Annotated in this window: 21 protein-coding genes, 2 tRNA genes, 1 other RNA gene and 1 pseudogene; 13 read left to right on the forward strand and 12 right to left on the reverse strand. The window is 73.6% G+C overall.

The features are described from left to right. Positions 1-170: 170 nt before the first annotated feature. The 4 genes from AB0A94_RS22135 to ffs all read right to left on the reverse strand — a co-directional run bounded on the left by AB0A94_RS22135 (position 171) and on the right by ffs (position 6238). Positions 171-2177: a hypothetical protein gene (locus AB0A94_RS22135; RefSeq protein WP_361746742.1), complete on the reverse strand. Its 2007-nt coding sequence runs from the start codon at positions 2175-2177 to the stop codon at positions 171-173. A gap of 301 nt (positions 2178-2478) precedes the next feature. Further along, positions 2479-3741, reverse strand: coding sequence for a phosphoribosylamine--glycine ligase (gene purD, locus AB0A94_RS22140; protein WP_361746744.1), 1263 nt, complete (start codon positions 3739-3741; stop codon positions 2479-2481). Between the two features lie 89 nt (positions 3742-3830). After that, positions 3831-6092: a DNA polymerase III subunit gamma and tau gene (locus AB0A94_RS22145; RefSeq protein WP_361746746.1), complete on the reverse strand. Its 2262-nt coding sequence runs from the start codon at positions 6090-6092 to the stop codon at positions 3831-3833. A gap of 47 nt (positions 6093-6139) precedes the next feature. Further along, positions 6140-6238, reverse strand: an RNA gene (ffs, locus tag AB0A94_RS22150) — signal recognition particle sRNA small type. Between the two features lie 73 nt (positions 6239-6311). On the opposite strand from ffs, the gene AB0A94_RS22155 reads away from it, so the two are divergent. After that, positions 6312-6399: transfer RNA gene (locus AB0A94_RS22155), tRNA-Ser, on the forward strand. 209 nt (positions 6400-6608) lie between these two features. On the opposite strand, the gene AB0A94_RS22160 is transcribed toward AB0A94_RS22155, so the two are convergent. Further along, entirely contained in the window at positions 6609-7250 is a 642-nt protein-coding gene (locus AB0A94_RS22160) for a hypothetical protein (protein ID WP_361746747.1), read from the reverse strand. Between the two features lie 294 nt (positions 7251-7544). Here AB0A94_RS22160 and AB0A94_RS22165 point away from each other — a divergent pair. Both AB0A94_RS22165 and AB0A94_RS22170 read left to right on the forward strand, forming a co-directional pair. Continuing rightward, positions 7545-7763: pseudogene (locus tag AB0A94_RS22165) on the forward strand (hypothetical protein); the annotation flags it as partial. A gap of 70 nt (positions 7764-7833) precedes the next feature. Continuing rightward, positions 7834-8499 (forward strand): maleylpyruvate isomerase family mycothiol-dependent enzyme, encoded by a 666-nt coding sequence (locus AB0A94_RS22170; RefSeq protein WP_361746749.1) that lies wholly within the window; start codon positions 7834-7836, stop codon positions 8497-8499. 26 nt (positions 8500-8525) lie between these two features. On the opposite strand, the gene AB0A94_RS22175 is transcribed toward AB0A94_RS22170, so the two are convergent. From AB0A94_RS22175 to AB0A94_RS22200, 6 genes are all read right to left on the reverse strand, one after another. Next, the gene (locus AB0A94_RS22175; RefSeq protein ID WP_361746751.1) at positions 8526-9095 is read right to left on the reverse strand and encodes a DM13 domain-containing protein; all 570 of its coding nucleotides are present in this window, start codon (positions 9093-9095) and stop codon (positions 8526-8528) included. A gap of 126 nt (positions 9096-9221) precedes the next feature. Next, complete coding sequence (locus AB0A94_RS22180; protein ID WP_361746916.1) at positions 9222-11081, reverse strand: copper resistance protein CopC; 1860 nt, start codon at positions 11079-11081, stop codon at positions 9222-9224. Positions 11082-11268: 187 nt separating this feature from the next. Continuing rightward, entirely contained in the window at positions 11269-12042 is a 774-nt protein-coding gene (locus AB0A94_RS22185) for a glucose 1-dehydrogenase (RefSeq protein WP_361746754.1), read from the reverse strand. After that, a complete protein-coding gene (locus AB0A94_RS22190; protein ID WP_361746756.1) occupies positions 12039-12518 on the reverse strand; it encodes a cupin domain-containing protein in 480 nt (159 codons plus the stop codon). The genes AB0A94_RS22185 and AB0A94_RS22190 overlap by 4 nt, the downstream gene beginning before the upstream one ends. After that, positions 12515-13123, reverse strand: coding sequence for a GNAT family N-acetyltransferase (locus AB0A94_RS22195; protein ID WP_361746758.1), 609 nt, complete (start codon positions 13121-13123; stop codon positions 12515-12517). Before AB0A94_RS22195 ends, AB0A94_RS22190 begins: the two co-directional genes overlap by 4 nt. Beyond that, positions 13116-15524 (reverse strand): penicillin acylase family protein, encoded by a 2409-nt coding sequence (locus AB0A94_RS22200; RefSeq protein ID WP_361746760.1) that lies wholly within the window; start codon positions 15522-15524, stop codon positions 13116-13118. The genes AB0A94_RS22195 and AB0A94_RS22200 overlap by 8 nt, the downstream gene beginning before the upstream one ends. Positions 15525-15600: 76 nt before the next feature. On the opposite strand from AB0A94_RS22200, the gene AB0A94_RS22205 reads away from it, so the two are divergent. The 3 genes from AB0A94_RS22205 to AB0A94_RS22215 all read left to right on the forward strand — a co-directional run bounded on the left by AB0A94_RS22205 (position 15601) and on the right by AB0A94_RS22215 (position 17588). Beyond that, entirely contained in the window at positions 15601-16323 is a 723-nt protein-coding gene (locus AB0A94_RS22205; RefSeq protein WP_361746762.1) for a siderophore-interacting protein, read from the forward strand. A 221-nt stretch (positions 16324-16544) separates the two neighbouring features. Next, on the forward strand, positions 16545-16841 hold the full coding sequence (locus AB0A94_RS22210) for a type II toxin-antitoxin system VapB family antitoxin (protein ID WP_004929488.1): 297 nt from the start codon (positions 16545-16547) through the stop codon (positions 16839-16841). 135 nt (positions 16842-16976) lie between these two features. Then, positions 16977-17588: a LytR C-terminal domain-containing protein gene (locus AB0A94_RS22215; protein WP_361746918.1), complete on the forward strand. Its 612-nt coding sequence runs from the start codon at positions 16977-16979 to the stop codon at positions 17586-17588. 53 nt (positions 17589-17641) lie between these two features. Here AB0A94_RS22215 and upp read toward each other — a convergent pair whose 3' ends face one another. Further along, complete coding sequence (upp, locus tag AB0A94_RS22220) at positions 17642-18277, reverse strand: uracil phosphoribosyltransferase (RefSeq protein WP_361746764.1); 636 nt, start codon at positions 18275-18277, stop codon at positions 17642-17644. Positions 18278-18417: 140 nt separating this feature from the next. On the opposite strand from upp, the gene AB0A94_RS22225 reads away from it, so the two are divergent. The 7 genes from AB0A94_RS22225 (at position 18418) to AB0A94_RS22255 (ending at position 21875) form a co-directional block, all read left to right on the forward strand. Then, complete coding sequence (locus tag AB0A94_RS22225) at positions 18418-18621, forward strand: hypothetical protein (RefSeq protein WP_361746766.1); 204 nt, start codon at positions 18418-18420, stop codon at positions 18619-18621. 363 nt (positions 18622-18984) lie between these two features. Beyond that, positions 18985-19530 carry a hypothetical protein gene (locus AB0A94_RS22230; RefSeq protein ID WP_361746920.1) on the forward strand — a complete coding sequence of 182 codons (546 nt, stop codon included), beginning with the start codon at positions 18985-18987 and terminating at the stop codon, positions 19528-19530. Between the two features lie 74 nt (positions 19531-19604). Further along, positions 19605-20036, forward strand: a complete 432-nt coding sequence (gene tadA / locus AB0A94_RS22235; RefSeq protein WP_361746923.1) for a tRNA adenosine(34) deaminase TadA — start codon at positions 19605-19607, stop codon at positions 20034-20036. 45 nt (positions 20037-20081) lie between these two features. Continuing rightward, a tRNA-Ser gene (locus AB0A94_RS22240) sits at positions 20082-20166 on the forward strand. A gap of 90 nt (positions 20167-20256) precedes the next feature. Continuing rightward, a complete protein-coding gene (locus tag AB0A94_RS22245) occupies positions 20257-20433 on the forward strand; it encodes a hypothetical protein (RefSeq protein WP_217128813.1) in 177 nt (58 codons plus the stop codon). Further along, on the forward strand, positions 20433-20726 hold the full coding sequence (locus AB0A94_RS22250; RefSeq protein ID WP_361746768.1) for a Dabb family protein: 294 nt from the start codon (positions 20433-20435) through the stop codon (positions 20724-20726). The genes AB0A94_RS22245 and AB0A94_RS22250 overlap by 1 nt, the downstream gene beginning before the upstream one ends. Before the next feature lie 177 nt (positions 20727-20903). Then, positions 20904-21875, forward strand: coding sequence for a SigB/SigF/SigG family RNA polymerase sigma factor (locus tag AB0A94_RS22255; RefSeq protein ID WP_361746925.1), 972 nt, complete (start codon positions 20904-20906; stop codon positions 21873-21875). Positions 21876-22098: the final 223 nt, after the last annotated feature.

Below are 22098 nucleotides of genomic sequence, written 5' to 3' on the forward strand. Positions count from 1 at the left end.
CGGATGGTGCCTGCTGCCAGTTATGTGCTTGTCGTATGTCGCGCGCTCTTGCCAGCGAACGCGAACGGTCCAAGCACATCACATTACGCACGCGCTCCGTCACCGTTCGTCTTGAATTGACCGAAAACGGAAGGGCGAGCTCCGGGGTGGGGCGGAGGCGGGTCGTCGGCTCAGACGAGCCGTACGGGCTTCTCGGGGCGTATGCCCTGCCGGGCCAGCCACAGCCGGAGGGCCGCGGGGTCGCCGTCCTCGATGAGGGTGAGGATCTGGGGGGACGGATCCGTGGCCCGTGCGCCGCCGAGGAGGAGCGTGGGCCCGTCGAGCCAGTCGAGTCCGGGGGTGGCGCCCGCGGTGTCCATCGCCGCGCAGCAGACCATCGCCGTGATGTGATCGGCGAGCAGCTCCCGGCCGGTGCGCGGGGGCTGGAGGGGGAAGAGGGGGAGCGCCTGGTCGTCCCGGAGGGGGAGGGGGTCCGGGGCGCCGTCCGCGTCGACGCCGGAGACGGAGGGTGCCAGCGCCGCCGTCCCCTCCCGGGCCAGCTCAGCACTGAGCCGGGCGGCGAGAGCGGCACTGCGGGGGGTAGTGGCGGCCAGGTCCTCGTCGTCGGGGGCCGGAGTCGAGGACGGGGCGGGGTCCGTGGGCCGGGCGGAGGGCGTGGGCGGGGTGGGCTCAACGGGCCGGGCGGAAGGCGTGGGCGGGATGGGCTCAGCGGGTGAGCCTGGCTCCCTGGACGGAGCACGGTCCGTGGGCGGGGCGGGGTCTGTGGGCGGGGCCGGTTCCGGGGACGAACCGCGGTCCGCGGGTGAGGCGGGCGCCGTGAGGAGGCCGGAAGCCGCGGGTCGGGCGGGGTCCGTGGACGGAGCGGGCGCGTGGAGTTCCCCGTGCGGGGGCGGGGTGGCCAGGTGGGCCAGGACCCGGGAGAGGGTGGGGGCGTCGGAGGTGGGGGGCTCACCGGGAGTGGGCGGGACGTGCAGGGCGTCCAGGACGCGGTGGAGGCGGGCGGCGTCGGTGCGCCACTTGCGGTCGACGACCTCCTCCGGATAGTCGCCCCAGTGGACCGGGGACCAGTCCGGACCGGTTTCCGCGGGCCCGCCGTGGAAGAGGCGGGCGGCGAGGAGCGAGGCGGCCTCGTCCACCGTGCCGGGCTCTTCCAGCAGGTCGCAGGCGGGACGCTCGCCGAGGCGGGAGGCGAAGCCCTCCGCCAGCCGGTCCCGGCGGGACAGCTCGGTCAGCGCCGCCACCACCCCGGCATTGAGCCGCGAGGGCCAGCGGCCCATCCGCCAGGCCGGCAGCGCGACCCGGGTGAGCAGCCGGTCCCAGCCCGCGTACGCCAGGCCCACCTGCTCCTGGGCGACGATCCGCAGCCCGTAGTCCACGGCCTGCGCACGCTCGGCCGCCGCCGCGGCGACCCCGCGCTCCATCTCGGCGGCGTGTCCCCGGCAGCCGCGCAGCAGCAGGCGGGTGACCCGGCCGACGCCCACGAGCACCCCGCGGACCACCGGCCCCCGGCGGGGCGCCGAGGTCACGGCCACCGCGGCGTCCAGCCCCCGCACGAAGCGCCGGGCGGCGGCTATGTCCGGGTGCGCCGACGGTCCCGTACCGGCGACGACCGGGGCGAGGACCGCGCGCAGTTCGCCCACGCGCATCCACCACAGGAACGGGGAGCCGATCACCAGCACGGGCGCGGCGGCGGACCTGACCCGGGCGGACCGCCCCGCACCGGCTATGTCGCCGTGCTCCTCGGCGGGCGGGGGGCCGTGCGCCGGGTGGGTGCGGTCCTCCAGCCAGCTGTCGCAGTCCGGGGTGAGCGCTATCGCGGAGGGGGCGGGAACGTCGAGCCGGTCGGCGAGGTCGCGCACCATCCGGTACAGGTCCGGGGCCGCGCCCTCGGCGATCGGGACCGTGGGGCTCATGGCGGGCCGGGCCCGCGCGACGACCAGGGCGACACCGGCGGCGACGAGCAGGACCAGCACCGCGACCGGTGTGAGGAGCCGGCGGGCGAGGTCCCAGCCGCCGCCCGGCAGGTGGCCGGTGGACCCGCCGACGAGCAGGATCACCGCGACGGCGGCCGGCAGCAGTGCGACGGCCAGCGCCCGGCTCCGGACGCGCAGCACGGCCAGCGCGTGCGACCTCGCGGTCTGCGCGCCCGCCTCCGCTCCCGTTCCGCTTCCGCTCATGACCCGTCCTCACCCCCTCCCGGCGGTCCCGATGCTGTCCCGGCGTTGTCCACTCCCCCACTGTGGCACCCGGCACTGACATCGCAATGCCGATGGGCCAAGTGCCGGAACGCTTGCGCGGCACCATAGTTGGGGCCCCGGCCGTCGTCAGCCGGATGGCGCATCGCTCACTCGATGGAATGGCTTTGGGGAAAGGTGGATGACGGACGGCAAGGGTCAGGCCCCGGATCCTGAGACGGATCCGGGGCCTGCGGGGTTCATCTGCGCCGGGGAGCGGACCGGCCCGTCCGGCTTACGCGTCCTACGCGTCCTGCGCCTCCCGCGCCGCCTTCGCCGCGATGTCCGTGCGGTGCTGGGAGCCGTCGAGGCCGATGCGGGACACCGCCCGGTAGGCGCGATCACGGGCCTCGGTGAGGTCCTTGCCGGTCGCCGTGACGGACAGCACGCGCCCGCCCGCGCTGACGACCGCGTCGCCGTCCCGCTTCGTCCCCGCGTGCAGCACGTACGCGTGCGGGGCGTCCTGGGCGGCGACCTCGTCCAGGCCGGTGATCGGGTCACCGGTGCGCGGGGTGCCGGGGTAGTTGTGCGAGGCGACGACCACGGTGACCGCGGCCTCGTCGCTCCAGCGCGTCGGCTCCAGGTGGGCGAGGTTGCCGGTGGCGGCGGCCATCAGCACGCCGCCCAGCGGGGTCTTCAGCCGGGCCAGGACCACCTGGGTCTCGGGGTCGCCGAAGCGGGCGTTGAACTCGATCACGCGGACACCGCGCGAGGTGATCGCCAGACCGGCGTAGAGCAGCCCGGAGAACGGGGTGCCACGGCGCCGCATCTCGTCCACGGTCGGCTGGAGGACCGTCTCCACGACCTCGTCGACCAGCTTGGGGTCGGCCCACGGCAGCGGGGAGTACGCCCCCATGCCGCCGGTGTTCGGCCCCTCGTCGCCGTCCAGCGCGCGCTTGAAGTCCTGGGCGGGCTGGAGCGGTACGACCGTCTCGCCGTCGGTGATCGCGAAGAGGGAGACCTCGGGGCCGTCGAGGAACTCCTCGATGACCACCCGCTCGCAGCCGCCGGCGTGCGCCCGGGCCGCCTCGACATCGTCGGTGACGACGACGCCCTTGCCGGCCGCGAGCCCGTCGTCCTTGACGACGTACGGGGCGCCGAACGCGCTGAGGGCCGCGTCGACCTCCTCGGGCGTCGTGCAGACGTAGCTGCGGGCGGTGGGCACACCGGCCCCCGCCATGACGTCCTTCGCGAAGGCCTTGGAGCCCTCGAGGCGCGCGGCCTCCTTGGACGGGCCGAAGACCGGGATGCCCGCGGCGCGCACGGCGTCGGCGACACCGGCGACGAGGGGCGCCTCCGGGCCGACCACCACGAGGTCCGCGCCGAGCCGGGTGGCCAGCGCGGACACGGCCGCGCCGTCGAGGGCGTCGACCTGGTGCAGCTCGGCGACCTCGGCGATGCCGGCGTTGCCGGGGGCGCAGTGCAGCGCGGTGACGTCGGGGTCGAGGGACAGGGAGCGGCACAGGGCGTGTTCGCGGGCGCCGCTGCCGATGACGAGGACCTTCACGGGGGTCAGCCTAACGGGAGTCGGCGGGTTCGCTTTGTGCGGGCTTCCGAAGGAGTGGCAGGAGACCGTTCGTACGTTCCTCCAGGCCCCTAGTCGTTCGTGAGCTCCTCGACGACCGTCGCGCCCAGCTCGCGGACGAGCAGTTCCTGCCCGGAGAGGGCGGACTCGTCCAGGTCGGGGTCGTCGTCCTCGGGGACGTCGTCCTCGGGCGAGACGGGGGGCGGCGGCTCCGGGGCGGACGGGCGGGGGGCCGGGGCGGGAGCGGCGCTGGGGACGGGCACGGGCGCTGCCGGGGCGGTGCTCGCCGGCGGCACGGGCGGGGCGCTCGCCTGGGGAGCGGGCGGGCGCTGGCCGCTTCCGGCACCGGTGCCGCCACCGCCGTACCCGCTGCCGTACCCGCCGTCGTTACGGCCGCCGGGCGGTGCGGCCGGGGCCGCCATGCCCCCGCCACCGGACGCGTCGACGATCGCCTCGATCTTCCACTGCACGTTGAACTGCTCGGCCAGCGCCTGGCGCAGTACGTCCTCGCTGCCGCTGCTGAGGAAGTTGTCCCGCGCGCCGGCGTTCACGAAGCCGATCTGCAGCGTCGTGCCGTCGAAGCCGGTCACCTGGGCGTTCTGGCTGAGCAGGATCCAGGTGAAGCGACGACGGTTCTTGACCGTCTCCAGGATGTTCGGCCAGAGCATGCGGGGGTCGAGACCGCCACCGCCACCCGAGGGCGCGGGGGCCGACTGGGGAGCGGGCGCGGGCGTGGGCGCGGACATCGGCGCAGGTGCCGGCGCGGGTGCGCCGGGTGCGGCCGGGGGCTGCCCCCCGCCCGCAGCCGCAGCCGTGGGCCAGCCGCCGGGCCGACGGCCACCGCTGCCGGCGGAGGCGGCGGTGGGCCAGGCACCGGGGGCCGCAGGGGCCGGTGCCGGGGCCGGGACGGCCGCCGGAGGCTGAGCCTGCGGGGCGGGAGGAACAGGCGCGGGAGCAGGAGCGGGAGCGGGAGCAGGAGCAGGAGCAGGCGCGGCCGGGGCCGGAGCGGGGGCCGGACCTGCCCCCCGTACCGCCGCCCGGGCGGCCGCGGGACCCCCACCCGGCGCGACCGGCGCCTGAGCCGCCTGGCCCGCCGGCGCTCCTCCGTGGACCTCCGGCCCGGGTACGTACCCCGCGGCGGGCACACCGGCGCCGGTGCCGCCCGCGGAGAAGTTCACCCCGCGCTCGATCCGGTCCAGCCGGGCCATGACCGAGCGCTCGTCGCCGTAGGCGGCGGGCAGCAGCACGCGCGCGCAGATCAGCTCGAGCTGGAGGCGCGGCGAGTTGGCGCCGCGCATCTCGGTGAGCCCCTCGTTGACGAGGTCGGCGGCGCGGCTCAGCTCGGCGGCCCCGAAGGTGCCGGCCTGTGCCTGCATCCGCTCGATCACGTCGGCGGGGGCGTCGATGAGCCCCTTCTCGGCGGCATCGGGAACGGCGGCGAGGATGACGAGGTCCCGCAGCCGCTCCAGCAGATCGGCGACGAACCGCCGCGGATCGTTACCCCCCTCGATCACCCGGTCGACGACCTCGAAAGCGGCGGCGCCGTCACCGGTCGCGAAGGCCTCGACGACGGAGTCGAGCAGCGAGCCGTCCGTGTACCCCAGCAGGGAGGTGGCCATGGCGTACGTCACACCGTCCGCACCCGCGCCGGCGAGGAGCTGGTCCATGACGGACATCGAGTCACGCACGGACCCGGCGCCGGCCCGCACGACGAGCGGCAGCACGCCCTCCTCGACGGGGATGTCCTCCTTGCCGCACACCTCGCCGAGGTAATCCCGCAGCGTGCCGGGCGGCACCAGCCGGAACGGGTAGTGGTGCGTACGCGACCGGATGGTTCCGATGACCTTCTCGGGCTCGGTGGTCGCGAAGATGAACTTCAGATGCTCCGGGGGCTCCTCGACGACCTTGAGCAGCGCGTTGAAACCGGCCGACGTGACCATGTGGGCCTCGTCGATGATGTAGATCTTGTACCGGCTGCCCGCGGGCCCGAAGAACGCCTTCTCGCGCAGGTCACGGGCGTCGTCCACACCACCGTGGGAAGCGGCGTCGATCTCGATGACGTCGATCGAACCGGGCCCGTTGCGCGCGAGGTCCCGGCAGGACTGGCACTCCCCGCACGGCGTCGGGGTCGGGCCCTGCTCGCAGTTCAGGCACCGCGCCAGGATCCGCGCGCTGGTCGTCTTGCCGCATCCGCGCGGACCGCTGAACAGGTACGCGTGATTGACCCGGTTGTTCCGCAGCGCCTGTTGCAACGGGTCGGTGACATGCTCCTGCCCGATGACCTCGGCGAAGGACTCCGGGCGGTAACGGCGGTAGAGCGCGAGAGACGACACGCATACGAGGTTATAGGCGCCCACCGACAACCGGCCCCGGCGCCGGAAACGCAAGCGCCCCCCACGCACCCGCCAGAGCCGACCTACCCTTGCTGCCTTCCGGCCCTGGGGGAGTTCAGTCAGATAGCGCCGCGTGAGGGGCTACGGCAGAGGCTACCCCATGTCGCGGGTGAGGAACGAGTTCGCGAGCACTCCTCTCGGTCATGTAATGTTCCCACCGGAGGATTCGCCTAGAGGCCTAGGGCGCACGCTTGGAAAGCGTGTTGGGGGCAACCCCTCACGAGTTCGAATCTCGTATCCTCCGCCAGTGCCTCACCGGGCACGATGTCGAAGGGCCCCCTGGAAACAGGGGGCCCTTCGACGTTGTCGGGCGCGGACCGGCGCCTCCGTGTCGCCCCGCGCGAAGCACGGTGTGCGCCGGGGAGACTCCCGGCACCGGGCGTACGGGAGACGACCGGGCTCGTCCGCAGCGTCGGGCGCAAGCCGAGGATCCGGTTCAGACCCCGGCGGCGCCGGTCAATGGGCCGCCCCGGGAAGCCGGAGCGTCCGCGCGAAGTCGTCCAGGGGCTCCAGTGCCGCGGCGATCACTTCCGGATCGTCGTGGTGCCCGCGCAGCAGGACGTCGGGGAGGCCGGGCGGGGTGTGCCAGTGGTACGTCACCGAGGTCATCGCGATGGTGCTGTCCGCGGGGTGGGAGCGGGTGACCCGGACCCCGTCCGCGCCCAGGTGCGGAGAGGGGAACGGAATGCTGCCGGTTCGCTGCCGCCACCCGGGGGTCTCCGGGTGCGGCACCGTGGCCGCGGTGATCCCCTCGCAGGAGGACGCGTCACGGGCCTCGCAGTGGATGCGGGTGGCGTGCGTCACCAGCGGCATGCAGGTCAGCGGGACGGGGTGGTAGACGAACGCCTCGTCGGCCTGGAGCTTGTCCCGGAGCGTGACGATCGTCCGTTCGTAGAAGCTCTTGTGGAATCGCCGGAGTCCGCGGGTGAGCTCCACGCCGTGGACGGCGGCCAGGCCGGTCAGGTGCAGGTCCAGCCATTCCTTGAAGGTCTTCCTGTCGATCCGGAGGTGGAGGTAGCCCCAGAGGTCCGGGTTGGCGTCCGTGTCGATGTGGAGCGGGGCGCCGAGGTCGGTGCTCCACAGGGGGCCTTCGGACATGAGCGGTCTCCTTCTTCGGGTTCTTCGGGGGACACGGCGGCAGGGAGCCTTCAGGCACGGCTCCGGCGGAAGGTGCCCGTCACGGCGTCGGACGACTCCACGGGGGGTGTCGTAGCAGACGGGATCCGAGCCGGGCGCGATCAGGGTGCCGAATCCGAGCCCTCGGCTCAGGCCGGCGGCCCGGGCGGCGGCCTGAACGGCGCCCACGGTGGCCTTGGCGCCACCGGCGCGCTTCGCGGCGACCCCGGTGCCACCCGCGACGAGCTGCCCGCCCACGACGCCGGGAAGTCGTTCTTCCTCGGTTCTGTCGAATGGCCGGAGAACCCCGCGTTCGACAGGCACGGCCCGGCAGCGCCGCGGAAGCACCGGGCAGCGATCACCGATGAGCCGGTACCGTTCGTGACGGTCTCCCGCAGTGGGGCCACTTGTTCCGGCCGTCAAGCGGTGTACGGGCCCGAGGAGTTGCTCGGCGCTTGGCACGGGGCCTGGACAAAGGCCGCTCACCGGCGATGAATTCGTTCCGGAGCGGGAGTCTCCGCATGGAACGCTCCCGACCACCGTCCTTGACAGGAGTCCAGCCCGAATGACTGATCCGGCACTGACCGCGGACCGCAATCGCGACACCGGGACATGGTCCTTGATCCACGCCGAGCGGGCGGCGCTGGCGGACGATCTCGCGGATCTGACGGACGAGCAGTGGGAGACTCCCTCGCTCTGCGCCGGTCTGACGGTGCGGGAGGTGCTGGCGCACCTGACCGCGGGCGCGAGCCTCAACACCGTGCGCTGGCTGGCGGGTGTGATCCGCTGCCGGTTCGACTTCGACAGGCAGGTGGCCGTGCGGCTGGCCGAGCAGCTCGGTGCGACCCCGGGCGAGACCCTCGAACGCTTCCGGCGCGTCGTCCCGAGCACGACCAAGCCGCTCCTGCCCACCATCGCCCTGCTGGGCGAGACGATCGTGCACGGGGAGGACATCCGGCGCCCGCTGGGCATCCGCCGTGACCATCCGATCGACGTCGTCACCCGGACGGCCGAGTACTACCGGGGCTCGGACCTCGTGGTCGTCGCCAAGGGACGCATCGACGGTCTGGAGCTCGTGGCCGACGACGGACCGTTCACGGCCGGTTCCGGGCCCCTCGTGTCCGGCAGCACCACGGCCCTGATCATGGCCATGACCGGGCGTGCGGCGTACTGCGACGATCTCGAAGGCGACGGTGTGGAGATCCTCCGCAGTCGCTGCGGGACGGCGTGACGGCATGACGTGCCGCCGTGACGTCCTCAGGCGCGGGCGAGTTCCGCCGCGCCGAAGGAGACGTCGAAGCGGTCGCACCAGATGCTGACGCTGGTGTAGCGGGACGGGTCGACGTCCTCGGGGACGGTGTAGTTCTGGCTGCCCTTGTTGCCCTTGAGCTTGCCGAGGCTGACGTACCGGCCGTCGTCGAAGACGTGCCAGCCGGCGCGTCCCTCCTTCACCGGCGCGTCGGTCAGCCACACGTGCAGGTCGGGGCCGTTGCTGGTGTCGAGTCCTTCCAGGCGCACCACATGGCTGCCGTCGGCCAGCCGCACGAACTTCACCGTGCCGGACGTCGCGTGCTCGTGGCTGATCAGCTCGCCGCTCGCCAGGGTCGTCGGCCCGGCCGGAGGCGGGGTGGCCGTCGCCCCGGACGGTGCCTCGGCGGGCGGTGCCGAGGCGACCGCCGTGGCCTCGGGCAGCGCCTCCCGCACCGTCTCGTCCTGCCACAGCTTCCACGGCTGGAACCAGTACAACCCGAAGCCGGCCCCGGCGACCGCCACCACCAGCACTCCGGCCATCCACGGTCTGAGCAGCGCGCTCCGCACCCGCCCCATGTCGCCCACCTTCCTGGGAATCACCTGTCTCGGCTCCCATCCAACGGGGCGGACCGGCCGTCCGGAACAGCGTGACGGATGACGAAATCCTTACGTGTCACGCCTCGTCGACGGCCTGCCGCGTGTTCAGCGGGTGATCTCCACCGGGCGGGTCTCGCTCACCTGGTCCACCTCGGAGACCCGGATCGTCAGTTTCATCGTCCAGGTGCCTTCAAGGGGGAGGTCGAGGTCGTTGGTGGCCCAGTAGCCGCCCCGGTCGGTCAGCTTCGCGTCGATGGGGCCGACGTCCTTCGCCGCGAGGGTGAAGGAGAGGCGGAGTTCGGGGACGAAGGTCAGGGCGCCCCGGGGGCCGAAGACCACCGCCTGGAGGCCGTTCTCGCCGACCCGGCCCGGGTCCATCGTGAGCTGCACCGTGCCCCGGCCGCCGGGGGTGCCCACGTCGTAGGGGATCGTGAACGCCTCCGCCCCGGGGAGGCCGGCCACCTGCGGCTCGGGCGCCCTGGCCGCCTCCGCCTCCGCGCGGGCGGGGAGGGTGCCGGTCAGCACCGTGGTGACCAGCAGGACGACCACGGCCACGACGACCTCGGCCAGTACGGAGCGGCGCAGGGCGCGGCGGAGGCGGTCCTCCGGCCCGCCCAATCCATCCGATTCGTCCGGTGCATCCAATCCGCCCGGTCCATCCGGTCCATCCGGTCCATCCGGTCCATCCGGTCCGTCCGGTCCTTTCGTCGGTGGAGTCATCGGCCCCGGCCCCGGCTCCGGCTCCGGAGGGGTTCCGGACGCCCCCACCAGTTCCGGTACGCGTTCCCCGACCGCCGCCGGAGTCCTCGTCGGTCGCGCCAACAGGGCCGTCCAGCGGCGGGACAGTGCCGCCGCCGACAGCAGGAAGACCGTCGCGGCGAGCTTGACCGTCAGGGTCCGGCCGTACGACGTCTCCGTGAGGGCGGACCAGGAGCCGAGGCCGCGCCAGGACTGGTAGACGCCGGTGACGACGAGGACGGTCACCGAGGCGGAGGCCAGGCGGGAGAAGCGCGTGACCACGGTGACCGGCGGCGGGGTCTTCGCGCGGTGGAGGGTGAGGAGCAGGGCCGTCAGGCCGCCGAGCCAGCACGCCGTCGCCAGCAGGTGGAGCACGGACGACGTCATGGCCGACGGGACCTGGACACCGGCGGAGGCGTGTTCGGCCGCCGCCCAGGTCAGCGCCAGGGCGAGGGAGAGGGCCGCACCGGCCGCCAGGCGGGTGCGGGGGGAGCGGCGCCGGACGAGCGGCAGGAGGAGCACCGCCGCCGACAGCAGGGCGAGGCGGGTCAGCAGGGCGAGGCCCGGGCGTCCGGTGAGGGTGTCGGTGAACGCCGAGGGGTCGAGGGCGGTCACCGGCGAGGTGCCGTTCTCGTACGGGGCGCGCAGGACGAGCAGGGCGGCCGTGGCCGTCAGCAGGGTCCACCAGCCGGTGAGCAGCGGCAGCCGCAGCGGGGCCGGGTCCGGTGGCCGGCACAGCGCCGCGAACGCCGCCGTGCCGATGAGCAGCGCGGCGGCGATGTACGCGAGATAGCGGCCGGTGTCGTAGAGGCTCTTGGTGACCGGGTGCCCGGCGGACGCCGCGGGTGCCGCCGGTGCGGTGGGCGAGGGCTCGCCGACGGAGAAGGTGAAGGCCCCGGAGACCGGGTGACTGTCGGCGGAGACGACCCGCCAGGCCACCGTGTACGTGCCGTCGGCCAGGCCGCCGGGCAGGTCCGCGCGGGCGGTGTCGGAGGCGCCGTCCGCGTGCTGCGGCTCGCCGAGGGGGACCCGACGGTTGTCGGGGCCGTAGACGCGGAAGGAGTCCTCGAGCAGGCCGACGGACTCCGTGAAGGTCAGGGTGAGGTGGCGGGGCGCGGACTCGACGACGCTTCCGTCCCCGGGGTCGCTGCCGCGGAGGGCGGCGTGGGCGCTCGCCGGGGCCGCTCCGCCGAGGAGGAGCAGGACCAGCACGGTGCCCAGCAGCACCAGCCCTCGAAGTCGCCGGGTTCCGCGGCTGCCCGGGGTTCCGTCCCGTCCGTCATCGCCCGCCGCCCCGTTCCGCCGTCGCTCCACGTCGTACCCGCCTCCCGGCCGTTCCGGCTCCGGGTTACGTACGGACGGCGGGCCCGGTGTGCTCACCAGGCCGGCCGGGCGGCCCTCTCCCCTCGCCGGCTCACCAGGTCGGCCGGGCCGAGACCCCTCCGTCCACCACCAGGTCGTGGCCCGTCACCCAGGACGCGAGCCGGGAGGCGAGGAACACGCAGGCGTCACCGACGTCCTCCGGCCGGCCGAGCCGGCCCACGGCGGACGCCTGCCGCCAGCGGCGTACGCCCTCCGGCCAGGCGTCGGCCAGACCCTCCCGGTCGATCAGGCCGGGCGAGACGGTGTTGACGCGCACGCCCCACGGCCCGTACTCCTGGGCCGCCGAACGGGCGTGCGCCACCACCGCCGCCTTGGCGGCGCCGTAGTGGGCGTGGCCGGGCGCCGGGTTGCGGGCCTCGACCGAGGCGACGTGGGTGACGGTGCCGCCGCCGTCCTGGTCCCGCATGAGCTCCGCCGCCGCCCGGGTGCAGGCGAAGACGGTGGTGAGGTTGGTGTCCACGACCGTCCGCCACTCGGCCACCGTCATTCCGGCGAGTTCCCGGACCGGCTGGACGCCGGCGTTGTTGACGAGCGCGGTCAGCCGGCCGCCGAACCGGTCGGCCGCCTCGGCCACCACGCGGCGGCAGGCGTCCTCGTCGGTGAGGTCCGCGCGGAGGACGACGGCCGCGCCGCCCGACGCGCGGATGCGGTCGGCGGTCTCCCGCGCGGACTCCGTCGAGGTGCGGCAGTGCAGCGCGACGGCCGCGCCCTCCTCGGCGAACCGCCGCGCGATGCCCCGGCCGATGCCGCCGCCCGCGCCCGTGACCAGGGCGACCTGGCCGTGCAGCAGACCCCGCTCGCTCATGGCCGGCAGAGTTCCGTGATGAGCGCCGCCCACTCGGGGTGACGCCCCGTCAGTTCCGCCGCGTCGCCGTGCTCGTAGCCCTCGTAGGTGAAGCCGGGTGCCATCGTGCAGCCGAACAGCGTCCAGGCGCCGCCGGCCGCCACCCGCGCGCCCATCCAGGTGCCGGCCGGGACGGTGAGCTGGACGTGCTGGCCGCCGAGGACGTCCGGGCCGAGCACGGGGGTGCGGGCGGTGCCGTCGGGGGCGAGGAGGAGCAGGTCGAGCGGGTCGCCGAGGTGGAAGTGCCAGATCTCGTCGGTGGGGAGGCGGTGCATCGCGGAGAAGTCGCCGGGGGCGTCGGTGAGCAGGACGACGACGGCGGTGCCCTCGGGGCGACCGTCGGGGCGTGCGGGACCGGCCCAGGTCTGCCGGAACCGGCCGCCCTCGCGGGGGATCGGCTCCAGTCCGTAGTGGGCGACGAGGTCGTCGGGGGTCACCCGCCGAAGGCTACCTCGCGGGTGAGGAAGGCGAGTTGCGCCTTCTTCTCGGGCAGGTACACGTCCGGGAGGTCGATCTCCGGCAGGACGACCGCGGGACCGGCGGTGAAACCCTGCTTGAGGAAGCGGGCGACGGCCTTCTCGTTGGCCACGTCCGGGTCGACCACCAGGCGCTTCCGGTCGAGGCCGAGCAGGACGTACGCGGTGAGGACGCCCACCAGGGCGGCGGTCCAGCCGGGGCGCGGGCTCCCGGCGCCGGCGGGGGCGAGCAGCAGGTGGACGCCGATGTCACCGGGTTCGACGGGGTAGCACTCGCCGACGCGGTCGGCCTCCGGGTCGTACGTCTGGAACAGCGCGGCGGGTTCGCCGTCCTTGAGGACGAGGTAGGCGTGGTGGGTGTCGAGGGTGTCCATGTGGGCGTAGATCTCGGCGACCCGCTGGACGGTGAGGCCGTTCATGCCCCAGAAGACGGCGCGTTCCTCGCTCACCCAGCGGTGCAGGAGGGGCGCGTCGGCGGCCGGGTCCAGCGGCAGGACGCGTACGGTGCCGAAGCCGTCGACCTCCTGCTCGTGGACGGCGGTGCGGGAGGCGTACGGGTCAGACATCGGTCTCCTTCATCAGCTGTGCCCAGTCGGTGAGGACCGGGGCCAGGTCTCCGGCGAGCCACAGGGGCTGCTGGTCGCGGTGGTGGGGTGAGCCGGGAACGCCGGACGCGCCCAGCGGCACCACCCAGCGGCTGTTCTCCCGGTCGGCCAGGTCCCAGACGTAGCGGGCGGCCGGGCCGCGCGCCGCGAGGTCGGTGAGGCCGGGCACCGGGGAGGTGCACAGCACGCAGTCGTGGTCGCCGGAGAGGCCGGGCTCTTCGTACGGCGTCGTCGGCGGCAGCGCCCGCCAGGGGGCCAGGCGGTGGGTGTCGCCCCAGGTGCCGGCGGGCGGCCGGGCGGCCACCTCCTCCAGGGCCGCGCGGACCACCGCCGGGCGGTCGATGCCGAACAGTTCCCCGGCGGAGAGGAGGTGTTCGAGGGCGTGGCCGACGCGCGGGACGAGGGCGAGCCAGGGGCGGAAGACCTCGGGGTACGGGGGTGGCGTGGCGGCCGTGGCGAAGGCGGGCTGCGCGGCGAGCCGGCGTACGACCGCGCTCCGCACCGCCGCGAAGACGGCCGCGTCGGCACTGTCCGCGTCCATCCGGCGGTCCCATCGCAGGAGGCGGTCGCGCAGGGCGGCGGCGGGGGCGCTCAGGGCGGCGGGACCGCTCTCCTCGGGGCCGCTCTTCTCGGGACCGCTCTCCGCGAGACCGCTCTCCGCGGGGCCGTCGAGGGTGGCGAGGAGTTCCAGCAGGGGGGCGGCGGAGGCGAGGTGGGTGTCCATGTGGATGGCGGACATGTCGGCGGCGGACCAGCGGGTCTGCCGGCCCAGCAGCGCGGTGATGCGGTCGGCGCGGTGCGGCGGGGCGAACTCGACGCCCAGCGGGGTCGCCGGGCCGCGCTGGTTCGCCATCACGGCGACGCCGTCGGTCAGTCCGGCGCGCGGTGACTCGTGCCAGCCCCGCCACTCGTGGCCGGGCTCCCACGCCGGCACCAGGCGGGTCCGGTTGGCCTCGGAACGGACCGGGACCCGGCCGGCCACCCGGTGCAGGGTGCCGCCCTCGGTGTCGGCGGCCATGACCACGTTGACCGGTTCGGCCCACCGGTCGACGGCCCGGTCCACGTCGGCGGCCCGGCGGGCCCGCAGCAGCGGCAGCAGGGCGCCGAAGCCGAGGTCGCCGGTGACGCGGGGCGGGTAGCGCAGGGCGACGGCGAGCGGGGGTTCGCCCGGCTCGGGCACGCCGTCGTCGAGGCCCTCGGGGCCGCCGATGACGACGGGGCCGCGGTCGGTCTCGACGATCTCGACCTCGACCGGCTCCTCGCCCGCCACCTCGACGGTCTCGGTGTGCCGGACGGCACGCTGCCACGTCCCGTCCGGGCCGAGCGCCTCCACTCCGGCGCCGGTGCGCCGCAGCCGCTCGCGGTAGAGGTCCTGGTAGTCGGCCATGGCGTTGGTGATGGCCCAGGCGACCGTGCCGGTGTGACCGAAGTGGGCGATGCCGGGGACGCCGGGCACGGCGAGGCCGACGACGTCGAACTCCGGGCAGGACAGGCGGATCTGCTGGTAGACGCCGGGGTCCTCGATGAAGCGGTGCGGGTCCCCGGCGATGACCGCGTGCCCGGTGACCGTGCGGTCCCCGGTGACCAGCCAGCCGTTGCTGCCGGCGGTGCCGGGACCGTCGGAGGCGAACAGGCCGACGGCGTCCGCGCCGAGGTGGGCGGTGATGTGCGCGCGCCAGAGCTTGGCGGGGAAGCCGGCGAACAGGATGTGGGTGGAGAGCCAGACCGCGAGCGGGGTCCAGGGCTCCCAGCGACCGGGGCGCAGGCCCGCGCGGGCGAACTCGGGAGCGGCTCCGGACACCTGGTCCCCGCCGCCGGCCTGCCCGGCCGGGGACCCGTCGGTGTGGTCCGCCGGCGGGGCCCCGGCCGCGCTCACGGCGGGGCGGCCGCCCGGCGCGTCGGCCCGAGGTCCGGAGCCGGCGGCCGGCGGACCGGAACCCGCGTCCCCGGCGGGCGCGGCAGGCGCGACGGACTCGGCAGGCGCGGAGCCGGTCCCGGACACCGGGCTCCCGCCATCTGCGGACAGGCCGGAGCCCGGGCCCCCGGCGGATGCCAGGCCGTCGTTCACGCCGGACACGTACGCCCGTACCCACTCCGCCGTCTCCGGGTCCGTCCGCCGCAGTGCGGTCCAGCAGCGGCGGGCCGTGTCGGCCAGGCGGGCGCGGCGGGCGAACCGGTCCCAGGGGAGTGCCTCGGGGCCGAGGAACGAGGCCGAGGTGCCCTGCGCGCGGTGCCGTTCGACCTCGAGCTGCCAGGCCCGGTCGAGGGCGGTGACCCGGCCCTGGGCGTACGCGAGCCCGTTCGCGCTCTCCGCGCGCAGATGGGGGATGCCCCAGGGGTCCCGGAAGATCTCGCCGCCCACTGTGCCCTCATTTCCCATTAGGTTAGGCTCCCCTAAGTAAACCGTGGCGGAATCGTACGCGAAGGGTGAAGACGCGATGGGACAGGGGCGGGGTTGGGAGGGCGCGGTCCTCAAGCTGTTCCGCGCGAAGGACTTCACGTTCACCGTGACCCGCGCGGAGGACGTCACCGCCGACTACCGGCGGCTGCGCTTCACCGACGGCGGGATGCTGGCGGCGACGGGCGTCCACCCGACGATGTGGGTGCGGCTGTGGTTCACCAACGCGGGCAAGCCGCACCAGCGGGCGTACACCCTGGTCGACCCGGACCCGGCGGCCGGCACCTTCGGCCTGGAGTTCGCGCTGCACGAGGGGTGCGCCAGCGACTGGGCCAGGGCGGCGGAGCCCGGCGACACCATCGAGGCGACCGTGCAGGGCACGGGCTTCGAGCGGCCGGACCCCGAGCCGTCGCACGTCGTCGCCGTCGGCGACCCGGCCTCCCTGCCGGCGATCAACTCCCTCCTCGACTCCCTCGGCACCACTCCGGCGACGATCTGGCTGGAGGGCGACACGGACGGGCTGCCCCTGCGCGCCGAACCGGGCCTGCACGACGTACGGCGGGTGCCGCGCGGCGACGCGGGCGCGCGTCTCGTCACCGAGGTGCGGTCCCAACTGCCGGACCTGCTGAAGGACGAGACCGACCCGTACGTGTGGATCGCCTGCGACACCGCGACCACCCGTGCGCTGTCGGCGTTCGCGCGCAAGGAACTGGGCGTGCCGAAGCAGCGGGTGCACGCGCTGGGGTACTGGCGCGCGAGCTGAGCCGGGACGCGGACGGAGGCCTCCCGGTGAGGACGGCGGAGGCCTCCCCGGTGAGGACGGGAGAACGGGTGGGCGCCTCGGAAGCGGCGGCCGACGGCCCGATCTCCCGGTCGCCACCTCAGAACACCCTTCCGTTTCGCCCCGCATTCGGGTGTCTTTTCCGGCGTCGCACTGCGTCGCCATGGCTGCGCCCGGAACGCGTTGACCGGTAGGCTTTCCGTGTGATCTTCAAGCGCATCGGAAACGGCCGGCCGTACCCCGACCACGGCCGGGAAAGCACCCGGCAGTGGGCGGACGTCGCGCCGCGCCCGGTCCGCCTCGATCAGCTCGTGACGACCAAGCAGCAGCTCGACCTCGAGACCCTCCTCGCCGAGGACTCGACCTTCTACGGCGACCTCTTCGCGCACGTCGTGAAGTGGCGGGGCGATCTGTACCTGGAGGACGGGCTGCACCGCGCGGTGCGGGCCGCGCTCCAGCAGCGCCAGGTGCTGCACGCCCGCGTCCTCGAACTGGACTGACGCCCGGCAGGCGTCCCCTCCGGGACCCGGTTTGACCCTTTAGGGTTGCGCTGCACACGGTCGGATGATCATCCGGTATGCATTGTCGTCCGAGCGCACTACGCTGCGCTCATGAGCATGCTCACTCCACCCGGCATGGGCGGCCAGTACCGGATCACGGGTGACAAGTACCCGCGGATGCGCCGGCCCCGGCGGCGCGGCAGGCTCGTCGTCCTGTCCGTCGCCTCCGCAGCCGTGCTCGGAGTGGGCGGCTGGGGCACGCTCCAGCTCATCGACGTGTTCACCGGCGACGGCGACCCCGCTTCCGCGAGCGGCACCAAGGCGGCCTGCGCCGACACGGTGAGCCGCACGGCCGCGCCGAAGGCGCTGCCCGCGCCCGGGACCATCACGGTCAACGTCCTCAACGCCACGACCCGCGGCGGACTCGCCCAGAAGACCGCCGACGAGCTGAAGAAGCGCGGCTTCAGGATCGGCGAGGTCGGCAACGCGACCAAGGAGTACGACAAGAAGGTCAAGGGCATCGGCGTGTTCCTCGGTCCCGCCGCCGCAGGCGACACCTCGCTGCCGGTGCTCGGCACCCAGCTCGCCGGCGCCGAACGCCGCACCGACCCCGCCCGCAAGGGCACCGAGGTCGACCTGATCATCGGCGACGGCTTCGAGGCCCTGACGAAGAAGGCGGACGCCGACCGGGCCCTGACCGCCCTGGCCGAGCCCGAGGCGGCGCCCGCCCCGAAGAAGAACTGCTGAGCCGAAGAAGAACCGCTGAGCCCCTGAGCCCTTGAGCCGCGGGGCCGCGGGTCCTACTCCGCCGTCCCGTACATCCGGTCCCCCGCGTCGCCGAGGCCCGGCACGATGTAGCCGTGCTCGTTGAGCCGCTCGTCGACCGACGCCGTCACCACCGTCACCGGGGTGCCGGCCAGCTCGCGCTCCATGACCTCGACGCCCTCGGGCGCGGCCAGCAGCACCACGGCGGTCACGTCGTCCGCGCCGCGCCTGATCAGCTCCTGGATCGCCGCGACCAGCGTGCCGCCGGTGGCGAGCATCGGGTCCAGGACGTAGACCTGGCGCCCGGAGAGGTCCTCCGGCATCCGGGTGGCGTACGTCGAGGCCTGCAGCGTCTCCTCGTTGCGGATCATGCCGAGGAAGCCCACCTCGGCGGTCGGCAGCAGCCGGACCATGCCGTCCAGCATGCCGAGACCGGCCCGCAGGATCGGCACCACCAGCGGACGCGGGTGGGAGAGCTTGACCCCCGTGGTCCGCTCGACCGGCGTCTGGATGTCGACCTGTTCGGTGCGCACGTCGCGCGTGGCCTCGTAGGCGAGCAGGGTGACCAGCTCGTCGGCGAGACGGCGGAAGGTCGCGGAGTCGGTGCGCTGGTCGCGCAGCGCGGTGAGCTTGTGGGCGACCAGAGGGTGGTCGACGACGTGGAGACGCATGGCGTCAACATTAACCGGGCCCGGTCGGCCCGGCGTCCCCGCACACGGCAAGCCCCCAGCCGTGCGCCCGTCACTCGTTCGCTGGCGTCAAACCGGTCGTCCGGGGGAAGGTGGGAGGGACGGACTGGGGTGGTGAACCGATGCCTGAGCAGGACGACCGAGATGATCCGTCACCGCGCGGGGCACCCGATCCGGCGGAGACGGAGGCCGAGCGGCGGCGGCGCCGCGCCCGGTTCCTGCGCGAACTCGCCGAGGCCCGGGAACTGCGCGACCGGGTCCAGCCGCGCCGCGCCAAGGCCGCCCGGCTGCGCCACGCGATGCGCATGCGCACCTTCCGCTGGTAGGCGGCACCGGGGAAGACCCCGTCCGGCCACGGGAAGACCCCGTCCGGCCACGGGAAAATCCCACCCGGCCGCGGGAAGATCGCGCCACGCGCACGCGTTTGCCGAAGTGCCCGTGCGGGGAAGGCCCGTGAGTCCGCGTACGATCCGCACGTGGCGACAAGGAGTTCGCTGGTGAGTCCTTCGTGGACGCATCGGCGGACTGCGATCAAAACGCCGGACACAGGGAGCCGAAGACGTCCCCTGACGGCCTTGTTTCTGCCACGATTCCGAGTGGGTGGGGCTCGGAGCACCGTCCCCCCGCCCGCAACACCTCCGCCGGGGGGACCCCCAACCGGCACGCCTATGACCAGTGGGAGAGTCACGGTGTACTTCGCCGCACTGCTCGCGCGCACCGAAGACGGGTGGGAAGCGAGCGACACGGAGCTCGACGATGTGGAAACCCTGTCGGATCTGGCCGACCTGGCCCGGGAGGCCTCTCCGGACGAGGACACGGTGCTCGTGCTGATCGAGCAGGAGGACGGCTGGTTCGGTGTCGTCCGCGTGGACGGCGAGGAGGATCCTCGGGTCTACGTCTCCGACGCCGCCGCCGCCTCCCGCAGCAGCTACGGCGAGATCCTGCTCACCGACGAGTTGCTCGGCCGGGAGCCCGGGGACGACGTCCCCGACCTGGACGCCCTCGACCTCGACGGCACGGAGGACGGTGAACCGGACGACGAGGACGCCGACGCCGACGACGGCGCCGCGTCCACCGGCCCCGCCGAAGCCGTGCCGCACGGACCGGTCGGTGACGCGCAGGTCCTGGAGGACCTGGGCGTGAGCGAGAAGGAGCTGCGTTCGATGACCGAGGACGCCCTCACCGAGATCGCCGAGGCCCTGGGCGCCTCGGAGGTCCTGGAGACCGTCCGCTGACCGTGCCGAACACACCGGAACCGCCGGAACCGCCAGAACCGCCGGACCCGGTACGCGATCCCTGGCGGCCCGCGATGCGGCTCGCCCTGGACGAGGCCGGACGGGCCGTCCGGGGCGGGGACGTCCCCGTCGGCGCCGTCGTACTGGCCCCGGACGGCACCACCGTGCTGGCCGCCGCCCACAACGAGCGCGAGGCCGTCGGCGACCCCACGGCCCACGCGGAGGTCCTCGCCGTCCGGCGGGCCGCCGCACGGCTCGGGGAGTGGCGGCTGCCCGGCTGCACCCTGGTGGTGACGCTGGAACCGTGCACGATGTGCGCGGGGGCGGTCCAGCAGTCACGGGTGGACCGGGTGGTCTACGGCGCCCGGGACGAGAAGGCGGGCGCGGCCGGCTCCCTGTGGGACCTCGTCCGCGACCGGCGGCTCAACCACCGCCCCGAAGTGATCGGGGGCGTGCTCGCCGACGAGTGCGCCCGGCTGCTCACCGAGTTCTTCCGGAACCGGTGAATACCGATTTCAAACCACGCCCCACCTTGCTGTAGGGTCTCCCTCGGTAGCGTGTCCGAGCGGCCGAAGGAGCTCGCCTCGAAAGCGAGTGTGGCGCAAGTCACCGAGGGTTCAAATCCCTCCGCTACCGCTGGTGAAGGGCCCCGTCGTCAGACGGGGCCCTTCGTGCGATCATGGGCCCGCTCGATGCTGATGTGACACCAGTGACAGGGGGGCCGCGATGGCGGTGAACGCGAAGAAGATCGCCGTCTACGTCCTTGTGGTCTTCGTGCTGTATCTGATCATCACGGACCCGGCCAAGGCGGCCGACTACGTCCAGATAGGGTTCGAGGGCATATCGGACGCCGCGAAGGCCGTCGGCGACTTCATGACCTGGCTGGCCAACGGAGGAAAGTGATGATCCGCCACCTGGTGCTCTTCCGGCTGAACGAGGGCGTCGAGCGCGACGACCCGAGGGTCGTGGAGGGCGTGGAGGCCTTCCGCTCGCTCGGCGGCAGGATCCCGGAGATCCGCTTCTGGGAGTGCGCCTGGAACATCAGCGACCGCCCCATCGCCTACGACTTCGCCATCAACTCGGCGTTCGAGGACGCGGAGGCGCTGCGCCGGTACGTGGAGCACCCGGAGCACCAGGCGGGTGTCGGACTGTGGCGCGAGTTCGCCACGTGGGTGATCGCCGACTACGAGTTCTGACACTCCGGCCCCTGGAACCCCCCGCCATGACGGCGGGGGGTTTTGCTGTTCCGTACGCCCGTATCCATCACTCAACACGGAATATGCGGTGCTTGCGCACGGTGAGTCAGTCTTGTGATGCTATGACCGCTTTTGACGGATGAGTTGACGGACGATGTGAGCGATGAAGAGGTGGCGTTGACCGTGCCGGCCAGTACTGCGCCGCCCCAGGACGAGGTGTCCCCCGACGCGGTCCAGGCCCCGGCCTCCGCCCGGTCCGCCCCGGACCCGTCCGCGGCCGAACCCTCCACCACCGACCCACCCGCGGCCCACCCGTCCGCCACCGACCCCTCCACAGCCGTCGACCCGTCCGCAGCCGCCGACCCGCCGATGGGCCCCGCCAAGCGTCGCGGCGCCGACACCCGGGCCCTGACACAACTGCTCTTCGGCCAGCTCAAGGAGCTGCAGCCGGGCACGCCGGAACACGCCCGCGTGCGCGCCGCGCTCATCGAGGCCAACCTGCCCCTGGTGCGCTACGCCGCCGCCCGCTTCCGCTCCCGCAACGAGCCGATGGAGGACGTCGTCCAGGTCGGCACCATCGGGCTGATCAACGCCATCGACCGCTTCGACCCGGACCGGGGCGTGCAGTTCCCGACGTTCGCGATGCCGACGGTGGTCGGCGAGATCAAGCGGTACTTCCGGGACAACGTCCGCACCGTCCACGTACCGCGCCGGCTGCACGAACTGTGGGTGCAGGTCAACAGCGCGACCGAGGACCTGACGACCGCCCACGGGCGCTCCCCGTCGACCGCCGAGATCGCCCAGCGGCTGCGCATCACCGAGGAGGAGGTGCTGTCCTGCATCGAGGCCGGACGGTCGTACCACGCCACCTCGCTGGAGGCCGCGCAGGAGGGCGACGGGATGCCCGGACTGCTGGACCGGCTGGGGTACGAGGATCCCGCCCTGGACGGCGTCGAGCACCGCGACCTCGTCCGGCACCTGCTCGTCCAGCTGCCCGAACGGGAGCAGCGCATCCTGCTGCTGCGTTACTACAGCAATCTCACCCAGTCGCAGATCAGTGCGGAACTCGGCGTCTCGCAGATGCACGTGTCCCGCCTACTGGCGCGTAGCTTCCAGCGGCTGCGATCCGCAAACAGGATCGAGGCGTAACCGGGAAGAGCGAATCACCCAACAGGGTTGTTCTGCGCTTTTCTGACCCGAAAGGCCGTCAGACCCCTTGTTTCCAGGGCTGATTCACATCTCGGATGTCGACATGTCACTACAGCGTGTTGCCGACATGTGACATTCTGCGGGAAGCGCGTTTGCCGGAGCCTCGGCGCCGGTATTCCAGGTGATGGCTGCGTTCCTCGATCGGGGAGCGCCCGCCGCGACC

It is taken from the genome of Streptomyces sp. NPDC044984 (genome assembly GCF_040646935.1).
GTDB lineage: Bacteria > Actinomycetota > Actinomycetes > Streptomycetales > Streptomycetaceae > Streptomyces.